The 24,979-nt window shown below is 28.4% G+C and carries 22 protein-coding genes, 1 tRNA gene and 1 rRNA gene; 18 read left to right on the top strand and 6 right to left on the bottom strand.

The features are described 5' to 3' along the window. The 8 genes from J2Z25_RS16945 to J2Z25_RS16980 all read left to right on the top strand — a co-directional run. A 23S ribosomal RNA gene (locus tag J2Z25_RS16945) occupies positions 1-89 on the top strand; the annotation flags it as partial. A gap of 57 nt (positions 90-146) precedes the next feature. Further along, positions 147-221: transfer RNA gene (locus J2Z25_RS16950), tRNA-Asn, on the top strand. 196 nt (positions 222-417) lie between these two features. Next, on the top strand, positions 418-1,398 hold the full coding sequence (locus J2Z25_RS16955) for a polysaccharide deacetylase family protein (RefSeq protein ID WP_008676501.1): 981 nt from the start codon (positions 418-420) through the stop codon (positions 1,396-1,398). A 92-nt stretch (positions 1,399-1,490) separates the two neighbouring features. Continuing rightward, entirely contained in the window at positions 1,491-2,171 is a 681-nt protein-coding gene (locus tag J2Z25_RS16960) for a response regulator transcription factor (RefSeq protein WP_195960123.1), read from the top strand. After that, positions 2,168-3,556, top strand: a complete 1,389-nt coding sequence (locus J2Z25_RS16965; RefSeq protein WP_142691579.1) for a sensor histidine kinase — start codon at positions 2,168-2,170, stop codon at positions 3,554-3,556. Before J2Z25_RS16960 ends, J2Z25_RS16965 begins: the two co-directional genes overlap by 4 nt. A 1-nt stretch (position 3,557) precedes the next feature. Continuing rightward, positions 3,558-5,051 carry a hypothetical protein gene (locus J2Z25_RS16970; RefSeq protein ID WP_209741414.1) on the top strand — a complete coding sequence of 498 codons (1,494 nt, stop codon included), beginning with the start codon at positions 3,558-3,560 and terminating at the stop codon, positions 5,049-5,051. Between the two features lies 1 nt (position 5,052). Beyond that, positions 5,053-6,432 (top strand): TldD/PmbA family protein, encoded by a 1,380-nt coding sequence (locus J2Z25_RS16975; protein WP_209741415.1) that lies wholly within the window; start codon positions 5,053-5,055, stop codon positions 6,430-6,432. Between the two features lie 15 nt (positions 6,433-6,447). After that, positions 6,448-7,791 (top strand): TldD/PmbA family protein, encoded by a 1,344-nt coding sequence (locus J2Z25_RS16980; protein WP_008676506.1) that lies wholly within the window; start codon positions 6,448-6,450, stop codon positions 7,789-7,791. A gap of 244 nt (positions 7,792-8,035) precedes the next feature. Here the strand turns inward: J2Z25_RS16980 and J2Z25_RS16985 are convergent, their stop codons facing one another. Further along, on the bottom strand, positions 8,036-9,829 hold the full coding sequence (locus J2Z25_RS16985) for an LTA synthase family protein (RefSeq protein WP_245173468.1): 1,794 nt from the start codon (positions 9,827-9,829) through the stop codon (positions 8,036-8,038). A gap of 310 nt (positions 9,830-10,139) precedes the next feature. On the opposite strand from J2Z25_RS16985, the gene J2Z25_RS16990 reads away from it, so the two are divergent. Continuing rightward, positions 10,140-11,093: an NAD(P)/FAD-dependent oxidoreductase gene (locus tag J2Z25_RS16990; protein WP_209741417.1), complete on the top strand. Its 954-nt coding sequence runs from the start codon at positions 10,140-10,142 to the stop codon at positions 11,091-11,093. Between the two features lie 18 nt (positions 11,094-11,111). On the opposite strand, the gene J2Z25_RS16995 is transcribed toward J2Z25_RS16990, so the two are convergent. Beyond that, positions 11,112-11,699 (bottom strand): GDSL-type esterase/lipase family protein, encoded by a 588-nt coding sequence (locus tag J2Z25_RS16995; RefSeq protein WP_209741418.1) that lies wholly within the window; start codon positions 11,697-11,699, stop codon positions 11,112-11,114. 14 nt (positions 11,700-11,713) lie between these two features. Further along, positions 11,714-12,346, bottom strand: coding sequence for a RusA family crossover junction endodeoxyribonuclease (locus tag J2Z25_RS17000; RefSeq protein ID WP_008676514.1), 633 nt, complete (start codon positions 12,344-12,346; stop codon positions 11,714-11,716). 225 nt (positions 12,347-12,571) lie between these two features. On the opposite strand from J2Z25_RS17000, the gene tsaD reads away from it, so the two are divergent. From tsaD to eutH, 5 genes are all read left to right on the top strand, one after another. Continuing rightward, positions 12,572-13,582, top strand: a complete 1,011-nt coding sequence (gene tsaD / locus J2Z25_RS17005; protein WP_209741419.1) for a tRNA (adenosine(37)-N6)-threonylcarbamoyltransferase complex transferase subunit TsaD — start codon at positions 12,572-12,574, stop codon at positions 13,580-13,582. A gap of 22 nt (positions 13,583-13,604) precedes the next feature. Beyond that, positions 13,605-14,633: an alpha/beta fold hydrolase gene (locus tag J2Z25_RS17010; RefSeq protein WP_209741420.1), complete on the top strand. Its 1,029-nt coding sequence runs from the start codon at positions 13,605-13,607 to the stop codon at positions 14,631-14,633. A gap of 116 nt (positions 14,634-14,749) precedes the next feature. Further along, positions 14,750-16,015 (top strand): S1C family serine protease, encoded by a 1,266-nt coding sequence (locus J2Z25_RS17015; RefSeq protein WP_209741443.1) that lies wholly within the window; start codon positions 14,750-14,752, stop codon positions 16,013-16,015. A gap of 200 nt (positions 16,016-16,215) precedes the next feature. After that, positions 16,216-16,626: a hypothetical protein gene (locus J2Z25_RS17020; RefSeq protein WP_008676523.1), complete on the top strand. Its 411-nt coding sequence runs from the start codon at positions 16,216-16,218 to the stop codon at positions 16,624-16,626. A 179-nt stretch (positions 16,627-16,805) separates the two neighbouring features. Beyond that, the gene (eutH, locus tag J2Z25_RS17025) at positions 16,806-17,888 is read left to right on the top strand and encodes an ethanolamine utilization protein EutH (protein ID WP_209741421.1); all 1,083 of its coding nucleotides are present in this window, start codon (positions 16,806-16,808) and stop codon (positions 17,886-17,888) included. 11 nt (positions 17,889-17,899) lie between these two features. Here the strand turns inward: eutH and J2Z25_RS17030 are convergent, their stop codons facing one another. Both J2Z25_RS17030 and J2Z25_RS17035 read right to left on the bottom strand, forming a co-directional pair. After that, a complete protein-coding gene (locus tag J2Z25_RS17030; RefSeq protein WP_142691571.1) occupies positions 17,900-18,946 on the bottom strand; it encodes an FAD:protein FMN transferase in 1,047 nt (348 codons plus the stop codon). Between the two features lie 102 nt (positions 18,947-19,048). Continuing rightward, positions 19,049-19,471 (bottom strand): FMN-binding protein, encoded by a 423-nt coding sequence (locus J2Z25_RS17035; protein ID WP_209741422.1) that lies wholly within the window; start codon positions 19,469-19,471, stop codon positions 19,049-19,051. Positions 19,472-19,788: 317 nt separating this feature from the next. Here J2Z25_RS17035 and J2Z25_RS17040 point away from each other — a divergent pair, with 317 nt between their 5' ends. From J2Z25_RS17040 to J2Z25_RS17055, 4 genes are all read left to right on the top strand, one after another. After that, positions 19,789-21,663 (top strand): FAD-dependent oxidoreductase, encoded by a 1,875-nt coding sequence (locus tag J2Z25_RS17040; protein ID WP_097034112.1) that lies wholly within the window; start codon positions 19,789-19,791, stop codon positions 21,661-21,663. A 128-nt stretch (positions 21,664-21,791) separates the two neighbouring features. Beyond that, a complete protein-coding gene (locus tag J2Z25_RS17045) occupies positions 21,792-22,172 on the top strand; it encodes a NusG domain II-containing protein (protein WP_097034113.1) in 381 nt (126 codons plus the stop codon). A gap of 9 nt (positions 22,173-22,181) precedes the next feature. Further along, entirely contained in the window at positions 22,182-22,694 is a 513-nt protein-coding gene (locus J2Z25_RS17050; RefSeq protein WP_209741423.1) for a Gx transporter family protein, read from the top strand. A 308-nt stretch (positions 22,695-23,002) separates the two neighbouring features. Next, on the top strand, positions 23,003-23,968 hold the full coding sequence (locus J2Z25_RS17055) for a polyprenyl synthetase family protein (protein WP_008676536.1): 966 nt from the start codon (positions 23,003-23,005) through the stop codon (positions 23,966-23,968). A 7-nt stretch (positions 23,969-23,975) separates the two neighbouring features. On the opposite strand, the gene J2Z25_RS17060 is transcribed toward J2Z25_RS17055, so the two are convergent. Beyond that, the gene (locus J2Z25_RS17060) at positions 23,976-24,863 is read right to left on the bottom strand and encodes a LysR family transcriptional regulator (protein ID WP_008676537.1); all 888 of its coding nucleotides are present in this window, start codon (positions 24,861-24,863) and stop codon (positions 23,976-23,978) included. Positions 24,864-24,979: the final 116 nt, after the last annotated feature.

Raw genomic sequence — 24,979 nt, forward strand, 5'->3', positions numbered from 1 at the left:
CCTTGAAGAACACAAGGTTGATAGGTCAGAGGTGTAAGTGTGGTAACATATTTAGCTGACTGATACTAATAGGTCGAGGGCTTGACCAATAAAAAATAGGCTTGAATTTAATTCATGTGCAATTTTCAGAGAACACTCTGAATTATTCCGTGGTAGCTCAATGGTGGAGCACTCGGCTGTTAACCGATAGGTTGGAGGTTCGAATCCTCTCCACGGAGCCATTTAAATTTTAAGAGTTTTATAAGAGTAGATTTAAATCTATTGTTATAAAACTCTTTTTTATTTTATTAATAGAAAAAAATGTAACTTTTTCGTAACCTTTGGTTAACAAATTGTAATGATTTGCAGAAAAAACTTCTATATAATTGAATTATAGGACAAGCAGTTGTTTATAAAAATAGAAAGAGTGGTTTTATAATGAGTAGAAGTAGAATAAAAAATAAAAAAAGGTTTATATTATTTATATTTGTTTTAATAATATCAACATTTGCGATTTCATTTACAGTTAATGATCTTAGAAAAAATAATGTTACACAAGCAGAGGCTGTAACTAATAATACTAATAGTAACAATAATAATTCTAATCAGAATAAATCAGACTCTTCCAGTGATAATCAAGAGAATATAGACGATGAAAATGAATTTACTGAAGAAAATCAAAATAATGTAGATACTAATGTATTAGATAATTCTGAATATCTTTCATTAGAGCAAGATCCTAATGCAGATGATGCTTCAAAGGTTTTACCAGAAACTATGTATAAGTGGAATTTTTATAGAGAAGATAATAAAAAAATTGCATATCTTACATTTGATGATGGACCATCTGAGCATTCTACTGAAAAAATTTTAGATATATTAAAAGCAAATGATATAAAGGCAACATTTTTTACATTAGGTAGTTCTATTGAGAAGAATAACGAATCGGAAAAGTTACTGAAGAGAATGGCAAAAGAAGGACATTCTATAGGAAGTCATGGCTATTCCCATGATTATCATTTACTTTATCCAAATAGAACAGTAGATGTTGATTCATTTATGAAAGATTTTGAGAAAAATGATAAAATATTAAAAGAAATATTAGGAAAAGATTTTTCTACAAGGTTGATAAGAATGCCTGGTGGACATGCTAGTTGGAATGGAACAGAACATTTAGATGGAGTGTTGGAAAATAAGGGGATTTTTCAAGTGGATTGGAATGCATTAAATGGAGATGCTGAAGGCAGGGATTTTCCAAAGGAATATTTATTAAACAAATTAAAAGAGACTGTTGGAAGTCAAGATGTTATAATTGTATTAATGCATGATACAGATGCTAAAAAGGGAACTGTGGAATATTTACAAAGTGCAATAGATTATTTAAAATTAGAAGGATTTGAGTTTAGAACATTGAAATAATAAAAGGGACGGTAAACCGTCTCTTATTTCTATTTATAAGATTATAAGAGATTAAAAGAGTTAATAATATTATTATGTTTAGAGGTGATAAAATGAATAAAATATTATTAGTAGAGGATGAAGAAAGTATAAGGGCTTTTCTAAAGATAAATTTACAAAGAAATAATTTGCAAGTTATTGAAGCATCAACGGGAGAAGAAGGATTAAAGCTTGCAAATATAGAAAATCCTAAAATAGCTGTATTAGATGTAATGCTGCCAGGGATAGATGGATTTAAAGTTTGTAACAAATTAAGAAGTGAATTTCCGGATATGGGAATAATAATGCTTACAGCAAAGGGGCAAGATATGGATAAGATTATGGGGTTAGAGTATGGGGCAGATGATTATATAGTAAAGCCATTTAATCCATTGGAGGTTGTTTTAAGAATAAAAGCTTTACTCAGGAGGCTTGGAGATGAAGATAAAGATAAATTAGAATTAGGACCATTTCTGATAGATTTATACTCACAAAAAGTTTTAAAAGATAATATTGAAATAGATGTAACTCCAAAGGAGTATTTACTTATGAAAATATTTTTAGAAAATCCTAATAAGGCATTTACAAGAGATGAGTTATTAGATTTAGTTTGGGGAGAAAATTATTTTGGAGATGCAAAAATAATAGATGTTAATATAAGAAGATTAAGAGCAAAAATTGAGGATAATGCATCAGAACCTAAATATATAGAGACAATATGGGGGATAGGATATAGGTGGAAATCGAAAGAATGAGAAGTATAAAAAATCAATTACTTAAAGGGATATTTATTATTATTTTCTCAACAGTAATGTTTTTAAATATTTTACTTATGATATTTGTTAGAAAATATTATTATGATAATACTGAGGATTTATTGAAAAATAGAATACAAGTTTCAATAAATTTCTATACAAAGTATTTTTCTTCGAAATCATTAGTTGAGACTATTTATGATAATGTTGATACATTTTGGAATGAAAATAATGCACAAGTTGAAATTTTTGATGCTGATGGAAGTTTATTAATGGATTCTATTGGAATTAAGGATTTAAAGTTAATTAATGCACCAGATGTATCGAAGGCGCTTAAAGGAGAATCTGCAAGATGGATAGGGAAAGTAGATTATTATGGGAATAAAGTTATGGCAGTGTCATATCCATTGATTATAGATGGAGATATAATAGGAGTCATCAGGTTTATAACGTCTTTAGAAGCCATAGATGGAGTAATAACTAATATAATGATAATTTTCTCAGGAATATCAATAGCTGTTTTGATAGTAGGAATACTCTTAAGTATAATTTTAGCTAATAGTATAATAAATCCAATAAAGTATTTGAATGAAGTTGCAGAAAAAATGGGAAGCGGAAATTTAAGTATTAGAAGTAGCATAGATAGTAAAAATGAAATAGGGCAATTATCAAATACACTAAATTTTATGGCAAATGAAATATCAAAAAGAGAGCAATTAAAAAATGAGTTTATATCATCTGTTTCTCACGAATTAAGAACTCCTTTAACAGCTATAAAGGGTTGGACTATAACCTTAAATAATGATGAGACAGATAAAGAAACCCTAAAGCTTGGATTTCAAATAATAGAAAAAGAAACAGATAGATTATCTTTAATGGTAGAAGAACTTTTAGATTTTTCTAAGCTTATAAATGAAAAAGTAACATTGGAACTACAAAGTGTTAGTATAAATGAATTTATAAATCATATAGAATCTTTTATGTGCCCTAGAGCAAATAAAGAGGATAGAAATCTTAAATTCATAACAGAAGCTGATGGGAATATGTACGTAGATAGTAATAGATTAAAGCAAGTATTTATTAATCTACTAGATAATTCATTCAAGTTCACAGAAGTAGAAGGAAGTATAATTTTTACAACTACAAAATTTAATGATAAAATTAAATTTGTAATAGAAGATGATGGTTGTGGAATACTAGAGGAAGATTTGCCGCATGTAAAACAAAAATTTTTTAAAGGCAAAAATTCTAAATCCCAAAATGGAATAGGTTTATCCATTTGTGATGAAATAATAAAATTACATGATGGAGTATTTAATATATATAGTAAGGTAGGAATAGGTACAAAAATTGAGATTATTATTCCGATAAATAAGGAGGAATAATATGAATATCATAAAAAGATTTTTAGCTATAATTATTATAAGTATATTTACATTAAATATTGGTTGTAGTAAAGTAAATGGAAAAGATACACAAGCCATAAAAGCTCCTAATAATAATAACCTTAAGATAAAAGGTGTGTGGGAAATTGATAATATTAATGTATTAGGTGATGAGTCTGAAAATAACGAGGAGATTCTATCTTTAAAAGATTCTTTAATAAGTATTTCTAATAGTAATTTCTCAGTATTTAATGTTTCATATTCTAATCCTAAATATAAATTAAAAGTTGTAGATAAGACATATGTTCTATCATATGAGCTAAATTTAAAGCTTGAGGATATACTTGGAGATATACTAGATGAAAATTCTAAGTGGGATGTAATCTCAATAATTGGTTCTAATACTATTATTGGAGAATTTATTTATGTAGATAATGAAAATGGTTATTTATTTTATGATGGAGTGTTACTAAAACTAAAAAAAATAGATGATAATCCAAAGGATTTAGATTATCAAGAAAATGATATTAAGCCGGAGTTAATATTAGAAGATTATAATAGCGATGTAGGTATAATGTTAGGATTAAAAACTCCAAGAGAACAATTAGAAGATGGTAGTTACAGTATAGAAACATATAAAACTTTGTGGATATCCTTTAAAGATAATGAATTACAGCCTATATTAGAGAAAGATAATATAATCTTCCCAAGAATGAATGGAATATGGAGTATTAAAAGTGAAGTTGTAGATAATGATAAAAATCATTTTGAGTACTTTTCAGCACATTCACTAGATGGAAGAGCAGAAATGCAGACATTAGAAAATAATAATGCAAATATATATAAGAATATAAACTTCATATCCAATGATTATATTGCAATTGAAAGGTACGAAGGAGAAAACTTTAATAATAATTTTCCTATATATCAAACAATTCCTATTGATAATATAAATTCTAAGAATGGGATTAATATCGAAGAAATATATTCTAATGAAGCCAAAGAAAAATATAAAAAAGATTTTAATGATGTATTAGAGACTTTATCGGAAGAAAAAAGAAAATCTTTGAATGCAAATTTAGATTACAGTAATTTTACTATAAAAAGAATTGAAGGAAAATGGAATCTAGTCGGTAAGATTCCATCTATAGGTAATACTGAAGATGGTATAGAATATAGAATATCCTTAAATCCAAACAAGAAGATATTAAATTATGATACTTTATTAGTTTCATGGAAAGATTTAAAAGGAAAATTTCCATTTATAAGGGATGCATATACATCGCCTACTGGAAGAATGGCAATAATATTATTTAATGACAAGTTGTTAGTTTATGAAATGGAAGATAGGGATATTAAAGGAAGTCCTTTAATTACTATTGATTTAAATAATAATGAAGAAGTAATAATGGCAGAGTGGGCAAGTGGTAGTTATGTGGATTCATGGGCAAAGGCCTTTAAAGATGGAAAAGAAATAAGTATGGAGGATGAGTAGTATGTTATCAAAAAATATATTATCTAGCGTATTAGCTAGATGTTTAATAACAGGCGGAGATTTTGCAGAAATATTTGAAGAGGATACAATAGATACATCTATAAGTATTTTAAATGGAAAGGTAGAGAATTCCATTTCAGGAAGAATGCATGGAATAGGTATAAGAATTTTTAAGGGATTAAAAAGCGTTTATGCTTATACTAATAATACTAGTTTAAATGCTCTATTAGATACTGCACAAAAGGCAGCATTGGCCCTTGGAGAGTTAAAAGAGGATATAAGTGTAGTGCTTAACGAGAAGGTTATATATAATAATAATCCTATTATATATATTCCATCTTCAATAAGTGCCAAAAAAAAGATAGAAGTAATGAAATGTGGATATAAAGCTGCAAAGGAATATAGTGATGAAATAACTCAAGTATCTGTTGGATATTTGGATAAAGAACAAAATATATTAATAGCTAATACAGAAGGACTACTTACAGAAGACAAGAGAGTTAGAACAAGATTAATGATAAGCTCTGTAGCATCTGCAAATGGAGAAAACCAAACAGGCTATGAAGGACCAGGAGCTCATAAGGGATTTGAATTATTTAAAGATATAGATCCAGAATATTATGGAAGAGAAGCATCTAGAGTTGCACAGACTATGTTGCATGCTAAGAATTGTCCAGCAGGGAAAATGACCGTAGCAATAGATAATGGATTTGGTGGAGTAATATTCCATGAGGCATGTGGGCACTCACTAGAAGCAACTGCAGTAGCAAAAGGAAATTCAGTATTTACTAATATGTTAGGAAAGCAAATAGCATCAAAAAAAGTTACTGCAATTGATGATGGAACTATACCTAATGCATGGGGATCATTAAATATTGATGATGAAGGAAACAAAACAAGAAAAAATGTATTAATAGAGAATGGTATATTAAAGGGATATTTAATTGATAAATTAAATGGAAGAAGAATGGGCATGGAGGCAACTGGAAGTTCAAGAAGACAAAACTATAAATATGCACCTACTTCAAGAATGACAAACACATATATTGCAGCAGGAAATGATGATGAAACTGAAATCATTAAATCAATATCAGATGGATTATATGCAAAGAAAATGGGTGGAGGATCAGTAAATCCAGTGACAGGAGAATTCAATTTTGCTGTATCAGAAGGATATATAGTGAAAAATGGAGAGATACAAGAGCCTGTTAGAGGTGCGAGCCTTATTGGTAAAGGTAGCGAAGTGTTAATGAATATAGATATGGTAGGAAAAAACTTAGCTCAAGGACAAGGAATGTGTGGTTCTGTTTCAGGAAGTATTCCAACTAACGTAGGTCAACCTATGATTAGAGTCAAGGAAATAACAGTAGGTGGAAGATAAGGGGGGAATATAAAAGTGGAATTAAATATATTTATAAATAAATTATTTCAAGAAGCCAAAAATAATGGTTTTAATGAATATGAAGTTTACTATGTAGATAGAGAGAGTTTAAGTATAAATGCATATAATGAAGAAGTGGAAAAGTACAATTTAACTACTTCTTATGGCTTATCATTTAGAGGAAAAATAAATGATAAAATAGGATACTCATATACAGAAATACTAGATGATGATGCTATAAATATGCTTGTTAAAAATGCAAAGGAAAGTGCGTTAGTTATTGAAAATGAAGATATTCAATTTATATATGAAGGAGATAAAGAATATGCAGAAGTAAATACTTATTATAAAGCATTAGAAAATCTTCCGGCTGATAAGCTAATAGATTTAGCTTTGAGTATGGAAAAAGAGGCAAAAACTTTAGATAATAGAGTTACTAGCTTTGGCGGATGTGGAATAGGATATAGTAAAGCTAGGTATGGAATAATTAATTCAAAGGGATTAAACTTAGAAAATAAATCTAATTTACTAAGTGCATACGTAGTTCCAATAATAAAAAATGGAGAAGATATGCATGATGGTATGGGATATGTAACTGCTAATTCTATAGAAGATGTAGATCCGAAGAAATTAGCACAAGATGGAATTAATGAGGCTATTTCAAGAATAGGTGGTAAGTCAGTTTCATCTGGTAAATATAAAGCTGTAATAAATAATGAGGCTATGGTTTCAATACTTTCAACATTTGCTGGAGTATTTAGTGGTGATGCAGTTCAAAAGGGGCTAAGTTTGTTAAAAGGAAAGGAAGGAGAAATAATAGCAAGTAAACAAGTAACACTATTAGATGATCCTCATTTAGAAAATGGCTTGGCATCAGTTCCTTTTGATGATGAAGGAGTTGCTACGAAGAAAAAGGATATAATCCATGAAGGTAAACTTATGACTTTACTTCACAATTTAAAAACTGCTAATAAAGGAAATACAAAATCAACAGGAAATGGATTTAAAAATTCTTATGCATCACCAGTAGGAGTTTCACCAACAAATTTATATATTCAAAAAGGTGAAAAAAGCTTTGAAGAGTTATTAAAAGATGTTGGAGAAGGGTTATTAATAACAGAGTTTGCTGGATTACATTCAGGTGCAAATTCAATAACTGGAGATTTTTCATTAGCTGCAAAAGGATTTTATATAAAGGATGGAAAAAAGGATTATCCAGTTGAACAAATAACAGTAGCAGGAAATTTCTTTGATTTATTAAAAAATATAGAGGTAGTAGGAAGTGACTTAAAATTCCCAATGAGTAGTATAGGAAGTCCATCTGTCAAGATTACTGAATTATCAATAGCTGGAAAATAAATGTGATTTATATGTGTAAAAAGCGAATAAAGTATAAATTTAAATGACGTAATTATACCATGTAAGAAATAAAAATCTCCATAGAGTATATAACTTTATGGAGATTTTTTGTATAAAAAATGTGAGGTTTTAATTTTCAATTTATAATCATATAAGACTTTTAGTACTTTAAATAGCTTTATTATAATAAAAAACTCCACTAATGGAGTTTTTTACACAATTATAAATTATCCATTCTTAATTATCAATTATTTAGGTAGTTGCTTCTTATCATTTTATCTGAAAGTTCAACTACATTCTTATATAGTTCCTTTTCTTCATCTGTTAAGCCTTCACCGATTACATCAAGGTTTGTAAGGACTGCAAATGATTTATTTGTATTTAGTAAGTTTCTACCTAATGCAGTATTTATATATTTATCATTTGGTACTCCCATAAGATATAATAATGATGGCATGATATCAACTTGCCCACCGATAGTATCAAAAGTCTTTGGCTCTTTCATATCCTTTGACCAAATTATAAATGGTATTGTGTGATGACCATTATCTAGATACCAATCTTCCTTATTAGAAAGTTTTTCTATTGAGCTATTATAATATTTATGGACACCTGTATGGTCGCCTTCAATAACTACAACGGTATTATCAAGAATTCCTTCCTTATCTAATAATTCAAGGAACTTTCCAATTTGTGCGTCTGTATACTTAACACTTTCAAAGTATCCACCAAGTTCATTTTTATCTAATTCTGGGTCTAAATTTAACACTCTCTTTTCCTTTGGTAAATCAAAAGGTCCATGATTAGTTAAAGTGACTGTAAATGCATAAAATGGATCTTCTAAGTTTTTAAGCATTGGTACAACTTGTCTAAAATAACTTTCATCTGATAAGCCAAGACCTATTTCTTCGTCTATATTGAATGAATAGTAATCAACAAATTTGTTAAATCCTATTCCTGTTAATCCATTTACGTAGTTCCAGAAAGAACCTTTATCAGGATGAATTGCTATTGTATCATAATTCTTTTCTTCTAGTAGAAGAGGTAATGAATTATATTTAGTAGAAGGATATCTAAAGAATGTACTTCCTCTTCTTAATGGAAACATTGATGTATTAATCATTAAGTCAGAATCGGAGCTTGTACCTTCATTTACCTGTTCATAAATATTAGGGAAATATAGTCCTGTTTTTATTAATTCATCCATTACAGGAGTAATTTTTTGATTATTTATTTCTTTTCCTAATATAAAGCTTTCTAATGATTCAACTTGTATAACTAGTAAGTTTTTGCCTTCAAATATTCCAGCATATTGATTATTAGGTAAATCTTCTTTTTTACTAAAGAATTCATCGATTTGGGACTTTTCCTCAGTAGTTAAATCATAAGGCATTGAATCTTTATAAACATTATATAAATCAAAAATATGATAGCCTACAGGTGAAAAATATCTAGCTGTATTTGTTGGATCATAATTTGAGAATATATATCCATTTTTCACATCTTCATTCTTTAATACGTATAAATTAAAAGGTACATATCCTATATATATAATACTTGATAATAGTATAACTATAAATGTAATAGGGGCTCTCCTTTTAACTCTTGTGTATGACTTTCTAGTAAAGAAAGCAAATATTCCTAGTATTATAAAATCAATAAATAGTAAGAAATCCTTATTACTAAACATTGAAGATATAGTACCACCCATATTATCTAAATTAGCAGTTTGAGTTAACAATAATGCAGATGGCATTGTTAGGAATCCTCTAAAGTATCCTAAGTCTAATAATATTAATAAAGTTATTAGTATATCTATAATAAATAGATATATAACCCTTCCTTTTCCTTTAAATAGTAAGGAAAAGCTGATAAAAATTAAAGTAAAGGCATAATAATAATTAATAAATGATTTTGCAGAGTTATATCCAAGACTTAAGTTTAGGGAATAAGGATCTTGGTTAACTACGAAACCTTGAAATATTATGCTTTTAAATACAATGGCTATAAGTGGAATTAAGAATAATATTATTCTCATAAAACCATCAAAGTTAAGTACCTGTGTAAATTTGTTTCTTAGTTTTTCAATAAGTTTGTCCAATATATCACCTCAAATATATAAAGTACTATAACACTTATGGGAATAATACTTAAAAATCTGTACTATTAAGTTTACAATACTTAAATTATAGTATAGTAGTTTTTATAAAGCAATTTAGATTTTTTAATTTTTACATCCAGTACAAAAATAAATTTCAATATTAGAGATAATTTTACAAGAAATAGTGTAAGATGAATACGATATGTTATAATATATATGTTTTATTTAACATTTATGGAGGTTATATATGCTTCAATATGATTTAATTATAGTTGGAGGGGGAGCATCTGGACTTTCAGCTGGAGTTTCTGCTCTGAAAAATGGAATTAAAAAAGTTTTAATTTTAGAAAGAAATAATGATTTAGGTGGAAATTTAAACTTATTCATACATAATGGATTTGGAAGATATTATTTAGGTAAGGACATAACAGGACCAGAGCTTGGAAGTCAACTTATTAAAGATTTTAAAGCACTAGGTGGAGTGTATAAATTAAATACTGAAGTCTTAGAAGTAACTAAGAATAAGGTGGTTTCATATGTAAATCCTCAAGAGGGGATTCAGGAGATTGAAGCTAAAGCTGTAATATTAGCATCTGGATGTAGGGAGAAGTTTACAGGAAACATAAATATGCCAATTCATAAATATACAGGTATATTTACTTTAGTTTCAGCACACAGACTAGTTAATCTTCAAGGATTTCTTCCGGGAAAAGAGGTTGTAATTATTGGAAATAATGATTGGTCTTTAATTCTTGCAAGAAGGTTATTAATAGAAGGTGCTAGAGTAAAAGCTATTATAGATAATTCTAAGAATGGATTTTTAGATGAGAAGAGTAGTCAATTTATTAATGGATTTGATATGAATATAATAAGAAATCATCATGTAGTTGAGCTATATGGTAACGAGAGAATAGAAAGTATAGATATTAAAAGTATAGAAGATGAAAGCGTAAGTAATATAAGTTGTGATTCTTTAATATTAACAGTTGGATATTGTCCAGAAATATCTTTTGTAAGAAAGACCAATATATTATTAAAAGGTTACAATACTCTTATAGTAAACAACTATGAAACTTCGGTTAATGGAATATTTGCTTGTGGAACTATATTAAGTAGAGATAAAGATATTTTCAATAGTGGAGCAAATGGCGCTCATGTTGGGAAAATAGTAGCTGATTATATACAAAAATATATGTATTAGAAATATGGATAGTATGCATTAAAGCATATTATCCATATTTTTTAGTAATTGTTTGAATTCATTAAATAATAGAGATTGACCATTATTATTTAAATGAATACCATCAGTAAAAATATTATTGGATGAAAATTTAAATGTTAAACTGTAAAAATCAACATAATTAATTTTATATTTATCACAAAGTTTAATTATAGAGTGTCTTAATAATGAGAGTTGTTCTTCACAATAATTATAGGTAGAAGATGGCATAAAAAGTCTATAAGCATCTTCTTTTATTATTATTGGCGGAATTCCTATGATAATATCTTTTGTTATGGTCAAGGCTTCTTTTAGCATTAATTCTAAATTATCTAAAACAGAGTTTAGAGATCTATTTGAAAGAAAATCGTTGGTTCCTCCCATTATAAAAATTTTATTTGGGTAATATGAAATAACATCTTCCGTAAATCTATTTAACATATCTGTTGTTGTGTTTCCATTTATGCCTTTATTTATTATATCTAAGGATATAGATGGCTTTAATCTTTCTACCCAGTTATTGCTTTTATTCACACCATATCCATAAGTTAAGCTGTCCCCAATAAATACAAAAGAATTTTTTAGCAATTTAAAACTCCTTTCTAAAATAGTTTATTAAAGCAAGACCTACAAATTAATGTTTTACCACCATTTGCTGTGATTAAATTTGTATCAGTAATTTTTTTATTACAGAATTCACATATCATTGTAATATTATCACTAGTATCTAATTTATTTTCAGTTTTATTTTTTTTAGGCTGTATGCCATTAGCTTTTCTAATAGGGGAGTAGAGCTTTTTGATGGAATGTTCTTCTTTAGGTAAAATAGAATAAGAAATTTCATATTGACTTTCTCCATAGAATTCTAGTTCAAATCTAGGATTTTCTTTATCGTAAAATTCTTCTGTAATAATTCTAGTTATTTGGGCATCATTAACAATAAGGCCACTTTTTTCGATCCCATCAAAAATACTTTTAGTTATATTTGCAGTATCAGGATGTCTTTTTTCGCTTTTATAATAAACTTTAAGAACTGCTATAAGGGATTCATCTAGTATAACATCTGGATTTTGTAATCTAGCATAGTAAGCAATTTCTTCTTCGTAAAGTGCATATCTATCGTGTGACTTTCCAGTATTATAGGGAAGAATCGCCCTACCATCCTTATTATGTAGTTTAAAATTAGATTTAGATATGGGGGATCCTGGTACAATTACTTTTGCATAAGAATTCATTATGTAAACTCCTTTAAATAATATTAATATATCCTTAAAAATCCATTAATTCTAATAAAAAATAATGAATAATTTTGTCATTCATTATATAATAAACAGTGATAATGATAAGCTATAAGCTTTATTTTAATATACAATAATAAGATAGATTTAACAAGAAAATGAAAAAGAATTATACTTTTAGAATTTTTAAGATAAATATAGTTAGATTAAGAGGTAGTAGAAATGGAAAGCAAGTTAATATTGTCAATAGAATCAAGTTGTGATGAAACATCAGCAGCTGTAGTTAAAGATGGAAGAGAAGTGTTATCAAATATAATAGCTTCACAAATAGATACTCACAAAAAGTATGGTGGAGTAGTACCTGAAGTTGCATCAAGAATGCATATTGAAGTAGTTAATGGTGTTGTAATGGAAGCGTTAGAAGAGGCTGGAGTAAAATTAGATGATATAGATGCTATTGGAGTTACTTATGGTCCAGGGTTGGTAGGAGCATTATTAGTTGGACTACAGTATGCGAAAGGTCTTTCATATTCTTCTAAGAAACCCTTAGTAGGGGTAAATCATATCGAAGGTCATATTTGTGCAAATTATATAGAACATAAGGATTTAAAACCACCATTTGTATCTTTAGTAGTTTCAGGAGGACATACTTTCATAGTTCATGTTAAAGATTATGGAGTGTATGATGTTATAGGGCAAACAAGGGATGATGCAGCAGGAGAAGCATATGATAAGGTTGCAAGAGCATTAGGCTTAGGATATCCTGGTGGACCTAAAATAGATAAACTAGCTAAGGAAGGAAATGAAAATGCTATAGATTTTCCTAAGGCTAATTTTCATGATGATACATTAGATTTTTCTTTTAGTGGGGTTAAATCAGCTGTATTAAATTATATAAATAAATGTAAGATGCAAGGCATAGAAATAAATAGAGCGGATGTAGCAGCATCTTTTCAGAAGGCAGTTATAGATGTGTTAAAGCAAAATGTTTTGAAAACATGTAAAAAAACTCAGGTTAATAAGATTGCAATAGCTGGTGGGGTAGCATCAAATTCAGCTCTTAGAGAATCACTTATTAAAGCTGCATCTAAGGAAGGAATAGATGTATTATTCCCTTCGCTAATACTGTGTACAGATAATGCGGCAATGATAGGAAGCGCAGCATACTTTAACTTTATTAAGGGAATAGAATCACCATTAAATATAAATGCGAAACCCAATTTGAAGCTATGATATATAAGGGGGATGGGTTAACGTGAAGCTTTTACCACATTCAAATGGAGTCTACAAAGTAAATATGAAAAATAAGATGAAACCAAAGGATATAATAAAAAATGTATTATTAGCAATATTAATAGTGATTATTTTAGGTTTTATATATCAAAGAGTAAGTAATTTTATAGCAAAGGAAACCTTAAAGCAAAGAGTAGATTATGCTAGGGTAGATGATAAAAGGTTAGATTATAGAACTGATGGAGAAGGTAAATATACTATTGTATTTGATGGAAATATTGGAGCTAATTTAAATCAGTGGAATTCAATAACAGATAAATTGACATCAGAATATGATGATATAACAACGTTTGTCTATAATAGAAGAGGATATGGATATAGTGATAGTGGATCAATAAGGACGCCAAAGGAACAAGCAGAAGATTTAAGAATATTACTTAGAAAAGCTGCTGTACCAGCTCCTTATATATTAGTTGGAGAGGAATATGGAAGTTTAGTTTTAACTGAGTTTGCTAAAGAGTATCCAGATTTGGTAGCAGGAATAGTATTAGTAAATCCATTAATTGAAGATACCATAAATAGTAGCGCATTTAAAAAGAGTCTTACAATGGAAAAAGTAAGAAGAAAGATAGAGGGGCTAGGATCTTCAGTAGGATTTACAACATTGTTAGATAAGCTTGGTATAGCATGTGATACAGATGAATTTGAAAATAAATTGGACGAAAATAATTTACATGAATTTAAAGTACATAGAACAAAAAGTAGTTATACTAGTGCAGTGTATAATGAGATAAAAAACATAAGCAGTGGTGAAAATAGTAGTCAAACAGATGGTGTATTTAATGGAAAACCATATTATTTAATAGCAAAAAGCGGACAAGAGCAATTAGCTTCACTTGGAGATTCAAATTTGACTAAAGTATATAATATAAGTTCAGAGAGTAATATAATATCAATGTATGATCCTGATACTGTTATAACAGGAATAAGACAAGTGATTAAACAGGCTAATGAAATTGAAAGACTAGAAAAAAAGGCAAGTAAGAATTAAATTATAATCACGTGTCATATAATTGCCATATACATGTCATATAATTGTCACAGAAAAAGGGTATATTAATATCTGTAAAAGGAATTATTAATATAATATCTAGGAGGAATTTTGTGATGAGTGATGATAATATATATGATGTAGAAAATTATGAGGATGTTAATAATATTGGAGACGATAATTTAAATTCTACACTGACAGATAATATAAATGAAGATTTTATCGATGAAGATAAGATATTAGAAAGAAATAATAAATTTGATTCAAATCAAGATAATATGAATAATTACAATAAGAAGAAGAAAAAAAATGGTGGATTTAAAATTATAGCAATTGCTCTTATAGCAGGTCTTCTAGGAGGAGCACTAGGTGGTGGAAGTATATATTATGCAATGAGAGGTGCTAATACAAAACAGCGAGCTACTGCAATAACTCCAAATCCACAAACTTTTGAGACTGTTGAAGGGGCATTAACAGCTAGTGAAGCTTTTGAGAAGGTTGCTCCAGCAGTGGTTATAGTATCAGCGAATGGAGTAACTGATTATAGTGGAATAATACCTCAACAAGTAGATGGAATGGGTTCTGGATTTATAATAAACGAAGAAGGATATATATTAACAAACTATCATGTTATAGAAGGTGCAAAGGAAGTAGTTGTTACTCTATCAGATGGTAGAGATGTAAAGGCAAAGGTAGTGAATTATGACCAAAATCAAGATATAGCAATGCTAAAATTAAGTGATAATAACGTTAAAGTTCCTGCAGTAGTACAACTTGGAGACTCAGATGCATTAAAACCAGGAGAAGAAGTTTTAGCGATAGGAACACCACTTTCTAAAGACTTTAATCAAACTGTAACAGGAGGACTTGTAAGTGCTGTTAATAGAACTGTAGAAACAAGTACAGGTGTTAAATTAAACTTAATACAAACAGATGCTGCAATTAACCCTGGGAATAGTGGAGGACCTCTTATAAATACTAAGGGAGAAGTAGTTGGTATAAATACATTAAAAATGTCAGGTGGAGCTGAAGGAATAGGATTTTCAATTCCAATAAATGAAGTTAAAGATAGAATAGATGCATTATCTAAGCCTATATTAAATTTAGGGGTATCAATAAGAGAAGTAGATGAAAAGTTAGCAAAGCAATATGATATGCAAGAAGGATTATATATAGTTGAGGTATCAGAGTTCTCACCAGCTGAAAAAGCAGGATTAAAGGGCGGAGACATAATAGTAAAATTCGATGGAGAAAGAATTAAAACATTTGATGAGTTAAGGGCTATTAGGGATACTAAAAAAGAAGGAGATATAGTTAAAGTAGAAGTAGTTAGAAATGGAGAAAATAAAACTTTTGATGTTCAATTAGAAGCAAAGGAATAATAGGCTAAAAACAACCATAATAAAATTTTAATATATAAGACTAGTTATAAATAAGATATACGGATGTAAAGAAAGTATAGATTATTAAAACTAGTCTTTTTTTATTAAAACTAGTCTAACGTAAAGAACATTTTATAAATAATGGAATAGATTATATTATACAAAATTTAAATTTAAATTCAAACTTAGGAGGCAAAGTTATGAGCGGAAGAATAACATCATGCGAATTAAAGACAGGATGTAATGAACAAATAGAGGCAATAGTTAGATTACCTGAGGAAAAGAGATCAGTTATATTTGGAACAGTTTTGGATTGTAATAGAATGCCTGTAGTAGATGCAGTTGTGAAATTATTACAAATCGTTGATGGATGTAGATATCCTTATCCACTAACTCATACTTTTACAGATTGTCACGGACAATTTTTATTAGGACCTTTATGTCCAAATACAAAGTATATGTTAAAGATTTATAAAGATAATATAGTAATAAAATATTCCGAATTAGAAACCTCATCTTATAACGGAAAATGTATAGGAAAACCTGAAAATATCGGAAATCAACCTCCAAAACCATTTCCAGACAAGACATCATGCGGATGCGATTTTTAATTTGACTGATTAAGTAATAGCAAAAAAAGCTTCTTATAATATTATAAGAGGCTTTTTTGCTATTATAAATTTTGATAAAATTAATTTAGTTTAATGTATAAAAGAGAAAATATGAATTGATTTAAAAAATGATATAATAATACATTTATATAGTCAATTTTTATTAAGGAGAGCAAAATATGGAGAAGATAATGCTTTATAGTATAGGAATATTTTTTTTAGTTGGTGTAATAGATTATATATTTGGAGGAAAGTACGGATTATCAAAGGGGATAGAAAGTGGGATTAAAAGTATGGGTTCGCTAGCTTTATCTATGATAGGGATATTGTCTATAACACCGATAATTTCTGATTTAATCATTAAATATATTTTAACAATATTTAAAAATATCCTTGTAGATCCAACTATAATAGTATCATCCTTTATTGCAGTAGATATGGGTGGATATAAAATTGTACAATCTATATCAACAGATCAAGGGATAATATATTTTTCAGGAATATTAATATCATCGATATTAGGATGTACTATAAGTTTTACTTTACCTTTAGCATTAGGAATAGTAAAAGAAAAAAATATAGATATATTATGTAAAGGGATTTTATGTGGAATAGTTGTTTTACCAATAGGATTATTGGTTGGAGGAATTTTACTGAAAATAAAATTATCTCTTATACTCATTAATCTTATGCCTATAGTTATAATTTCAATATTTATAGTAATAGGTTTATATAAAAAACCAAACAAAATGATAATTTGTTTTAAATATTTGGCTAAATTTATAATGATATTAGGCTTAATTGGTTTAGGGGTACAAGGCTTTACTTCAATAACAGGAGTAGTTATTATTAAAAATTTACTTTCATTGGAAGAAACATTAACAATAGTCGGGAAAATAGCTATTTTCTTAGCAGGAGCTAATGTAATGTTAGAGATAATAAAAGTAGTATTTAAAAATAAAATTGCTATGTTAGAAAAGGTATTAAATATAAATTCAGCATCAGTAGGTGCTTTAATTGGTAGTTTAGCCTCAGCTGTAATTGTGTTTACTAATTTTGATGAGTTAGATGATAGAGGAAAGCTAGTATGTTCAGCTTTTTCAGTAGCTGGTGCATATGTATTTGGCGGACAATTGGGGTATGTAGTAATAGAGGCAAAAGATATAACACTAATATATATATTAGTAAAACTTATATCGGGATTTTTAGGTGTGTCTTTGGCATTAAAATTAAGTAAAAAAGAGTTAAGAAAAATATCTTAACCCTTTTTTACTTAGTTTGATAAAGTGAAATCTGTATTTGTTAATTTAAATATATCTCTTATTCCATCTGTTATGTAAATTTTATTATCTTTAGTAACAAAAATTGCATCTATGCCTTCTTGTGTATTAACAAATTTCATACCTTCCTCAACACCCATAGCAAATACAGAAGTTGATAAAGCATCACCATCTGATGATTTATCACTTATTATAGTTATTCCAGCTATTTCATTTTCATAAGGATAGCCAGTTTTAGGACTTAATATATGATGATATTTGATTCCATCTTTTTCAATATATCTTTCATATATACCTGAAGTTACTATTGATTTATTTTTTACAGTGATTGTGCCGATTATATCTCCACGATCAGAAAATGGATTTTGTATTCCTATTCTCCAAGTGCTGCCATCAACTTTTAATCCATGAGCGAAGATATTTCCACCTAAATCTATTATAGCGCTTTTAACCCCTTCTTCAGTAAGGATATCTGAAATAACATCGGCAGTATATCCTTTTGCTACACCACCAAGATCTATCATCATTCCTTGTCTTTTTAAGAATACAGTATTTTCTTCGTCATTAAGTTCAACATCAGAATATCCTACTAATGGAATTCTTGAGTCTATTTCTTCTTGAGTTGGAACTTTAGCTTCAGGAAGACCAATATTCCAAAGTTTAACTATTGGGCCAACTGAAATATCAAATAGACCATTGGAAAGCTTAGCATACTCCAATCCTTTCTTTATTACTGTATATGTATCATAATCTACTTTTACTGGTTCAATTCCTGCGGATTCATTTATTTTATCTACTAAGGTACCATTTTCATTAATACTTAAAGTAGATTCTAGTTCCTTGACTTTGGTAAATACTTTATCTAATATACCTTCATCATTGCTATCGTAAAGAGTTACAGTGACTACTGTTCCCATTAGAAGTTCAGTTTTAGAGAGGGGTTCAGTAACTTTGTTATCTTTTGAACAACCGGATAAAATTGTAAGAGAAAAAATTAACAGGATGGATATAGTGAAATAATTTAAATATTTTTTCTTCATAGATCTTCCTCCTAAATAATATATCACTATCTATTATAAGTAAAAATTGTAGAAATAACAAAAGACTTTAGGTAAAAAACCTAAAGCCTAATATTAAAGAGATTATTTAGCTTTTCCTAAAGCTTTTTCTGCTAAAGTTTTGAAAGAATCACTTGAGCTAGTAGCACCAGTTACTACATCAACTGAAGCAACATCTTGCTTTTCAACTAAAGATTCTTCTAATTTAGGGAAAGCTTCTGATGGGTTAGTACCCTTAGCTTCTTTCATTTTAGCGTTGTAGTCAGCATCATCTTTTTTGCTTCCTTTTTCGCCAACTTCGTCATATTTAACCGCAGCGATTTTTCCATCTTTAACTTCTATTTCGATAGATGCTTCATATCCTCTTTCATCTTTTTCAGATTTTTCAGTATATGTTCCGTCTTTTAATCCAGACTTCTTAGCTTCTTCTTTGTTTCCACATCCTACAAATATAGTAGTAGCTAATGCAGCAACTGCTAATAAGCTTATAACTCTTTTAGATTTCATAAAAAAATCCCCCTCAAAATTATTTAAATTTTCCATTGAATTGTTTCAATTACTAGATAATTATACACAAAAAAATACATCTTTGATATTCGATTTTCTTATAGTATATAAGTATAAATGATAGTGTTAAAAAATATACAATCAAGTCAAAGTATTGTATTTAAAGGGATTAACCCTCAAAAAACGTTTATTCATGTGAAAAAAATTGTTAAAAAAACCACAAAAAAATAATTTGTACTATATAGACATATTATAAAATAGTGTATAGAATTAAATATGCTATTTTAGAATTATTTAAATGAAGGGATGGGTGTAACATGTCAAAAAATAAGATACTTGTTCTTGGTGCTGGATATGGTGGTGTTCGTACTGCTAAAAAACTAGCAAAGAAGTATAAGAAAAACAATGATGTGGAAATAACATTAATAGATAGAAATCCATATCATACTTTAATGACAGAATTACATGAAGTTGCAGGGGGAAGAGTTCACCCTGAATCAGTTCAAGTAGAATTATGCAAAATTTTTGGTAAATCAAAGGTTAATGTAGTTACAGACTTTATAGAAAAAGTTGATACAGATAATAAGGTGGTAAAGACTACATATGGAGAATATTCATATGATTACTTAGTAATAGGTACAGGTAGTGAACCAGCATTCTTTGGCGTTCCAGGAGTAAAAGAAAATGGATTTACTTTATGGTCATTTGAAGATGCATTAAAAATAAGAAAGCATATACAAGATATGTTTGCTAAAGCAAGTCTAGAAAGAAACGCTGCTAAGAGAAAAGAAATGCTTACATTTATAGTAGCTGGTTCTGGGTTTACTGGAATAGAAATGGCTGGAGAGCTTTTAGAGTGGAAGACTAGATTAGCAAGAGAATATAATGTTGATGAAAGTGAAGTAACTTTAAAAGTTGTTGAAGCTATGGGAACTATCTTAAATATGTTAGATAGAAAACAAGCAGATAAAGCAGAGAAATACATGGTTAAACATGGAATGGAAATATTAAAGAATTCACCAATAGTTGAAGTTACTGAAAATAAGATAGTACTTAAGAGTGGTGAAGAGATAAATACAAGAACATTAATTTGGACTTGTGGAATACAAGCAAATCAAGATGCTAAAGAATATGGATTAGATACAGCAAGAGCAGGAAGATTACAAACAAATGAATTTATGCAAGCTGTTGGAAAGAAAGATGTATTCGTAGTTGGAGATATGGCTTATTTTGAGGAAGAAGCTGGAAAAGGAACTCCTCAAATAGTTGAAGCTGCAGTTCAAACAGCAGATACAGTTGTTAAAAATATAGTTGCATCAATTGAAAATAAAGAAATGCAAAAATTCCAAGGAAAATATCATGGATTTATGGTTTCAATTGGCGGTAGATATTGTGTTGCAAACTTAATGGGACTTAAATTATCAGGATTTTTTGCAATGATAATGAAACATTTAGTTAACATACACTACTTATTTGATGTAAATGATGTACATGCAATATACAGTTATTTACAACATGAATTCTTTACTATGGAAGATAGAAGATCAGTGATGAGAGGTCATTTATCATCTAAAGCAAATAGATTATGGTTAGTACCTTTAAGATTATATATAGGATGCTTATGGTTAATTGAAGGATTAAAGAAATTATTAGGTGAAAGTACATGGGAATCTATGTGGAAAGCTGATAGCATAGGCGATTTCTTTAAGAATATAACTATAGGTGCTGATAGCTGGACTAAAGCTGGAAATATTAAGATGCCATTTGAATGGTTACAACAAGCTACTTCAGGTGCATCAGCAAGTACAGAAACAGCAGCGGAATTTGCAACACCAATTCTTAAGGAAGTTCCAGGTTGGTACGCAGCAATAATGCAAGTAATGATGCCAAACCCAGAAGTTGCTGTATGGTTCCAAAGAATTGTTGTATTAATGGAAATAGGAATGGGATTATGTTTAATAGCAGGATTATTCACATTCATATTTAGTGCTGTTTCAGCTGGTATGGTAGTAAACTTCGTTTTATGTGCTATGGCTGGTTGGGATATACTTTGGTTCTTCTTTGGTTCAATTGCATTAATGAGTGGTGCAGGTAGAACATTTGGATTAGATTATTATATAATGCCATGGATTACGAGATTAGCAGATAATTTCTGGCACGGTAAAAAACAACCAATGTATAAAAATGTATAGAAATAAGTGTAGTAAAGTATTATAATACTAAAATAATATTATAAGGTAGAGTTTCATACTCTACCTTATAACATATAAAACTATATTACAAATTCATCCAATTATATTATAATGGAGATGATTAATTTATGTTTAAAAAATTAGATTTTGTTATAATAGCAGTGTTAATGGTTTTATCATTTCTTCCAGAAATTATTTTAGGAGCCTCAATAGGAAAGGGATATAATAATACATATGCGGAAATAACAATTGCAGGAAAAATATATAAGACTATACCTTTATCTGAACATAAGGGAGAAGAGAGTATTGAAGTAAAGACTAAAGATGGGTTTAATATTATAAAAGTAAAAGATAATAAAATTGGTATAATTGAAGCAGATTGTCCTGATAAGGTTTGTATGAATCCTGAATACATAGAGAAGCCAGGGCAAAGCTTAGTTTGTCTTCCACATAGAGTTATGATAGAAATTAAAGGGAAGATAGATGATGATATTATACTATCACATTAAGGAGGAGCTATGAAAAAGACTAATAAAATTGTATATATAGGATTATTAGTAGCTCAAGCCTTAGTTTTACATATTATTGAGCGAATGATCCCAGTACCATTTGTAACACCTGGTGCTAAGTTAGGATTAGCAAATTTAATTACTGTTATTGCTTTATATACTTTAGATAGTAGAAAAGATGCTTTTTTAGTACTATTTTTAAGACTTTCATTAAGCACTATGTTTGGAGGAAACTTATCATCATTTATGTATAGTACGGCTGGAGGAATCTTAAGCTTTGGTGCAATGAGTATCGTAAAGGACTTATTTAAGGATAAAGTTAGTATTATAGGTGTAAGTTCCGCAGGAGCAATATTTCATAATGTAGGACAATTAATAATTGCATCCCTAATAGTAAAAAATATAGGAGTTATGTTATATTTGCCTATTTTATCAACTGTAGGAATAGTCACAGGAATTTTTATTGGAATAGCTGCAAATTATATTGTAGCACATTTAAGAAGATTACCAATGTTTAGATAGTACTGAATAGAATTATCTAGGTTAAGTTTAATAATATATTCTTGATTTTAGGATATAAATAAGAAAAACATATAGAAATTATAATTAAGGTTTTTATTTAACAAAATTTATCATAAATTGATTATGTTTAAATAAGGTTAGTATTTATAAACTTATATAAAATTCAATCAATATATGATTTAAATTCGATATTTTACTTAAGTAACTATTAATATTATTATTTATTATGTAGATCATTGATTGAACTATATTAATAGGTAAAGATACTAAGGCTATGACTTAGACTATCACTAAGAAGGTGGATTGTAATGGACAATATTTGGAATAATTATCCTGAGATAAAACGAGAACTTGTTGATGTATTGGATTTAATGAAAAAGAATGTTAAATGCAAGGACAAGAAAATCGAAAACTCCATAATAGAATTAATAGAGTCAGGTGGTAAGTTGTTAAGACCTGCTTTTGTTTTAATAGGATCAAAATTTGGGACCAATGATACAGAAAAATCTATTCCAACTGCAGCTGTGATTGAAATGCTACATATGGCAACGCTGGTACATGATGATGTAATAGATGATTCTAAACTTAGAAGAGGTAGAGAAACTATCCAATCTAAATATGGAAAGGATTATGCTGTATACATAGGGGATTATCTTTTCTGTGTATGTTTTAAAATTTTGGCTACAAGTGCTTCATTGCAAGCTATAAAAGTAGATTCGAGAGCAATGTCAAAAATTTGTATGGGTGAAGTAAATCAGCTAAATTCTAGGTTTTCTATGAAACTATCAGTAAAAGATTATTTAAATAGAATTTCAGGAAAAACTGCAGAATTGTTTTCAATTTCATTATATTTAGGAGCAGCTGAATGTAATGCAGATGATAAGGTTAGTAAGGAACTTGGAAAAATAGGACATAATTTAGGTATGGCTTTTCAAATAATAGATGATATTTTAGATTATGAAGGAAATGATAATAGTATTAAAAAGTCTGCGGCAAATGACTTGAAGCAAGGAATATATACTATCCCATTAATTTATGCATATAAAAATAATAAATCAGCATTTGATGATGTTCTTGGAAAAGACTTTTATACGGAAGATGAAGTAAGGAATATAGTAAACTTAGTAAAAGAAAATAATGGAATAAAAATGGCAAAAGAATTAGCTGAAAAATATATGAAAAAATGCTTTAAAGGAATAGATATGCTTCCTAATAATGAATACAAAAATATATTAAGGGAAATAGCCGAGTGGTTATTACTTAGAACATATTAAAGGGTTACTAAATTAAGTAACCCTTTAATATGTTTTTTAGTGATTTTACGAATTCTGTATTTATTTTATAAAATGAATTTAAATAATTTATGTATATTGGAAGAGAAAGAGAAAAATCTTCAATCCTTATTCTTTTTATATTAGTTGTTGAACAATAATTGTTATATATGCTCATTGGAACAAAAGTAACAGCTTTGCTGGATAAGACTCCATTTAATGCTGCAAAATATGAATTAGTGCTGTATAGTATATTTAAATTATCTAGCTTTTTTTCATCACAATTTAAAGCTAAACATAATGATTTTTTTAAACAAGTTTTATCAGAAGGAAATATTATAGGTAAATCAAATAGCTGATCCTTTTTTATAGAGTTAATTGGAAAATTAACATCAGATATCAAAACGATTTCATCAAGTCCTATCTCTTTTGTAATAATTCCTTCATGATCTTCAGGTTTTCTATAACATATATATATATCACATATATTATTTATCAAGTTTGTGTTTGTGCAACACTCTATAGTGTTAAGATTTATTGTGTATGAATTATATACTTTTTTTAGCTTTGATACAATAACAGGTAAAATGGTTAAGCTAATTGATTCTACAGCTTCAATTGATATGTACTTTTTTTTATTTACAGAGTTTAATAGTTCCTCTTGCATTTTATTATAAGCACTAAGTATAGATTCACAATACTTAAATAAAATTTCTCCTTCAGGAGTAAGGCTAACACCTTTATTACTTCTATTCAATAATTTTACATTTAGTTTGTTTTCTAATTTTAATATTTGTTGACTTAGTGCAGATTGTGATATATGCGCATTTTTTGCTACAGTTGAAATACTTTTTGAGTTAGCAACTTGAAAAAAATAATTTAAACTATCTATATGCATAACAATCTCCTATCTAATATTTTATATATTTAATTATTATAGTATAATACTCATTAAAAAGCAAAGTTATTTAATGTTATTAAATTTAGGTTGGTTAAGTATTATTAATTATATAT

Source organism: Clostridium tertium (assembly GCF_017873245.1).
Taxonomy (GTDB): Bacteria; Bacillota; Clostridia; order Clostridiales; family Clostridiaceae; genus Clostridium; species Clostridium tertium.

What these genes read in the sequence shown, in the direction of transcription:
- J2Z25_RS16955 (WP_008676501.1), top strand. Translation starts at nt 418, where the DNA reads ATGAGTAGAAGTAGAATAAAAAATAAAAAAAGGTTTATATTATTTATA.
- J2Z25_RS16960 (WP_195960123.1), top strand. Translation starts at nt 1,491, where the DNA reads ATGAATAAAATATTATTAGTAGAGGATGAAGAAAGTATAAGGGCTTTT.
- J2Z25_RS16965 (WP_142691579.1), top strand. Translation starts at nt 2,168, where the DNA reads ATGAGAAGTATAAAAAATCAATTACTTAAAGGGATATTTATTATTATT.
- J2Z25_RS16970 (WP_209741414.1), top strand. Translation starts at nt 3,558, where the DNA reads ATGAATATCATAAAAAGATTTTTAGCTATAATTATTATAAGTATATTT.
- J2Z25_RS16975 (WP_209741415.1), top strand. Translation starts at nt 5,053, where the DNA reads ATGTTATCAAAAAATATATTATCTAGCGTATTAGCTAGATGTTTAATA.
- J2Z25_RS16985 (WP_245173468.1), bottom strand. Translation starts at nt 9,829, where the DNA reads ATGAGAATAATATTATTCTTAATTCCACTTATAGCCATTGTATTTAAA.
- J2Z25_RS16990 (WP_209741417.1), top strand. Translation starts at nt 10,140, where the DNA reads ATGCTTCAATATGATTTAATTATAGTTGGAGGGGGAGCATCTGGACTT.
- J2Z25_RS17000 (WP_008676514.1), bottom strand. Translation starts at nt 12,346, where the DNA reads ATGAATTCTTATGCAAAAGTAATTGTACCAGGATCCCCCATATCTAAA.
- tsaD (WP_209741419.1), top strand. Translation starts at nt 12,572, where the DNA reads ATGGAAAGCAAGTTAATATTGTCAATAGAATCAAGTTGTGATGAAACA.
- J2Z25_RS17015 (WP_209741443.1), top strand. Translation starts at nt 14,750, where the DNA reads ATGAGTGATGATAATATATATGATGTAGAAAATTATGAGGATGTTAAT.
- J2Z25_RS17020 (WP_008676523.1), top strand. Translation starts at nt 16,216, where the DNA reads ATGAGCGGAAGAATAACATCATGCGAATTAAAGACAGGATGTAATGAA.
- eutH (WP_209741421.1), top strand. Translation starts at nt 16,806, where the DNA reads ATGGAGAAGATAATGCTTTATAGTATAGGAATATTTTTTTTAGTTGGT.
- J2Z25_RS17030 (WP_142691571.1), bottom strand. Translation starts at nt 18,946, where the DNA reads ATGAAGAAAAAATATTTAAATTATTTCACTATATCCATCCTGTTAATT.
- J2Z25_RS17035 (WP_209741422.1), bottom strand. Translation starts at nt 19,471, where the DNA reads ATGAAATCTAAAAGAGTTATAAGCTTATTAGCAGTTGCTGCATTAGCT.
- J2Z25_RS17040 (WP_097034112.1), top strand. Translation starts at nt 19,789, where the DNA reads ATGTCAAAAAATAAGATACTTGTTCTTGGTGCTGGATATGGTGGTGTT.
- J2Z25_RS17045 (WP_097034113.1), top strand. Translation starts at nt 21,792, where the DNA reads ATGTTTAAAAAATTAGATTTTGTTATAATAGCAGTGTTAATGGTTTTA.
- J2Z25_RS17050 (WP_209741423.1), top strand. Translation starts at nt 22,182, where the DNA reads ATGAAAAAGACTAATAAAATTGTATATATAGGATTATTAGTAGCTCAA.
- J2Z25_RS17055 (WP_008676536.1), top strand. Translation starts at nt 23,003, where the DNA reads ATGGACAATATTTGGAATAATTATCCTGAGATAAAACGAGAACTTGTT.
- J2Z25_RS17060 (WP_008676537.1), bottom strand. Translation starts at nt 24,863, where the DNA reads ATGCATATAGATAGTTTAAATTATTTTTTTCAAGTTGCTAACTCAAAA.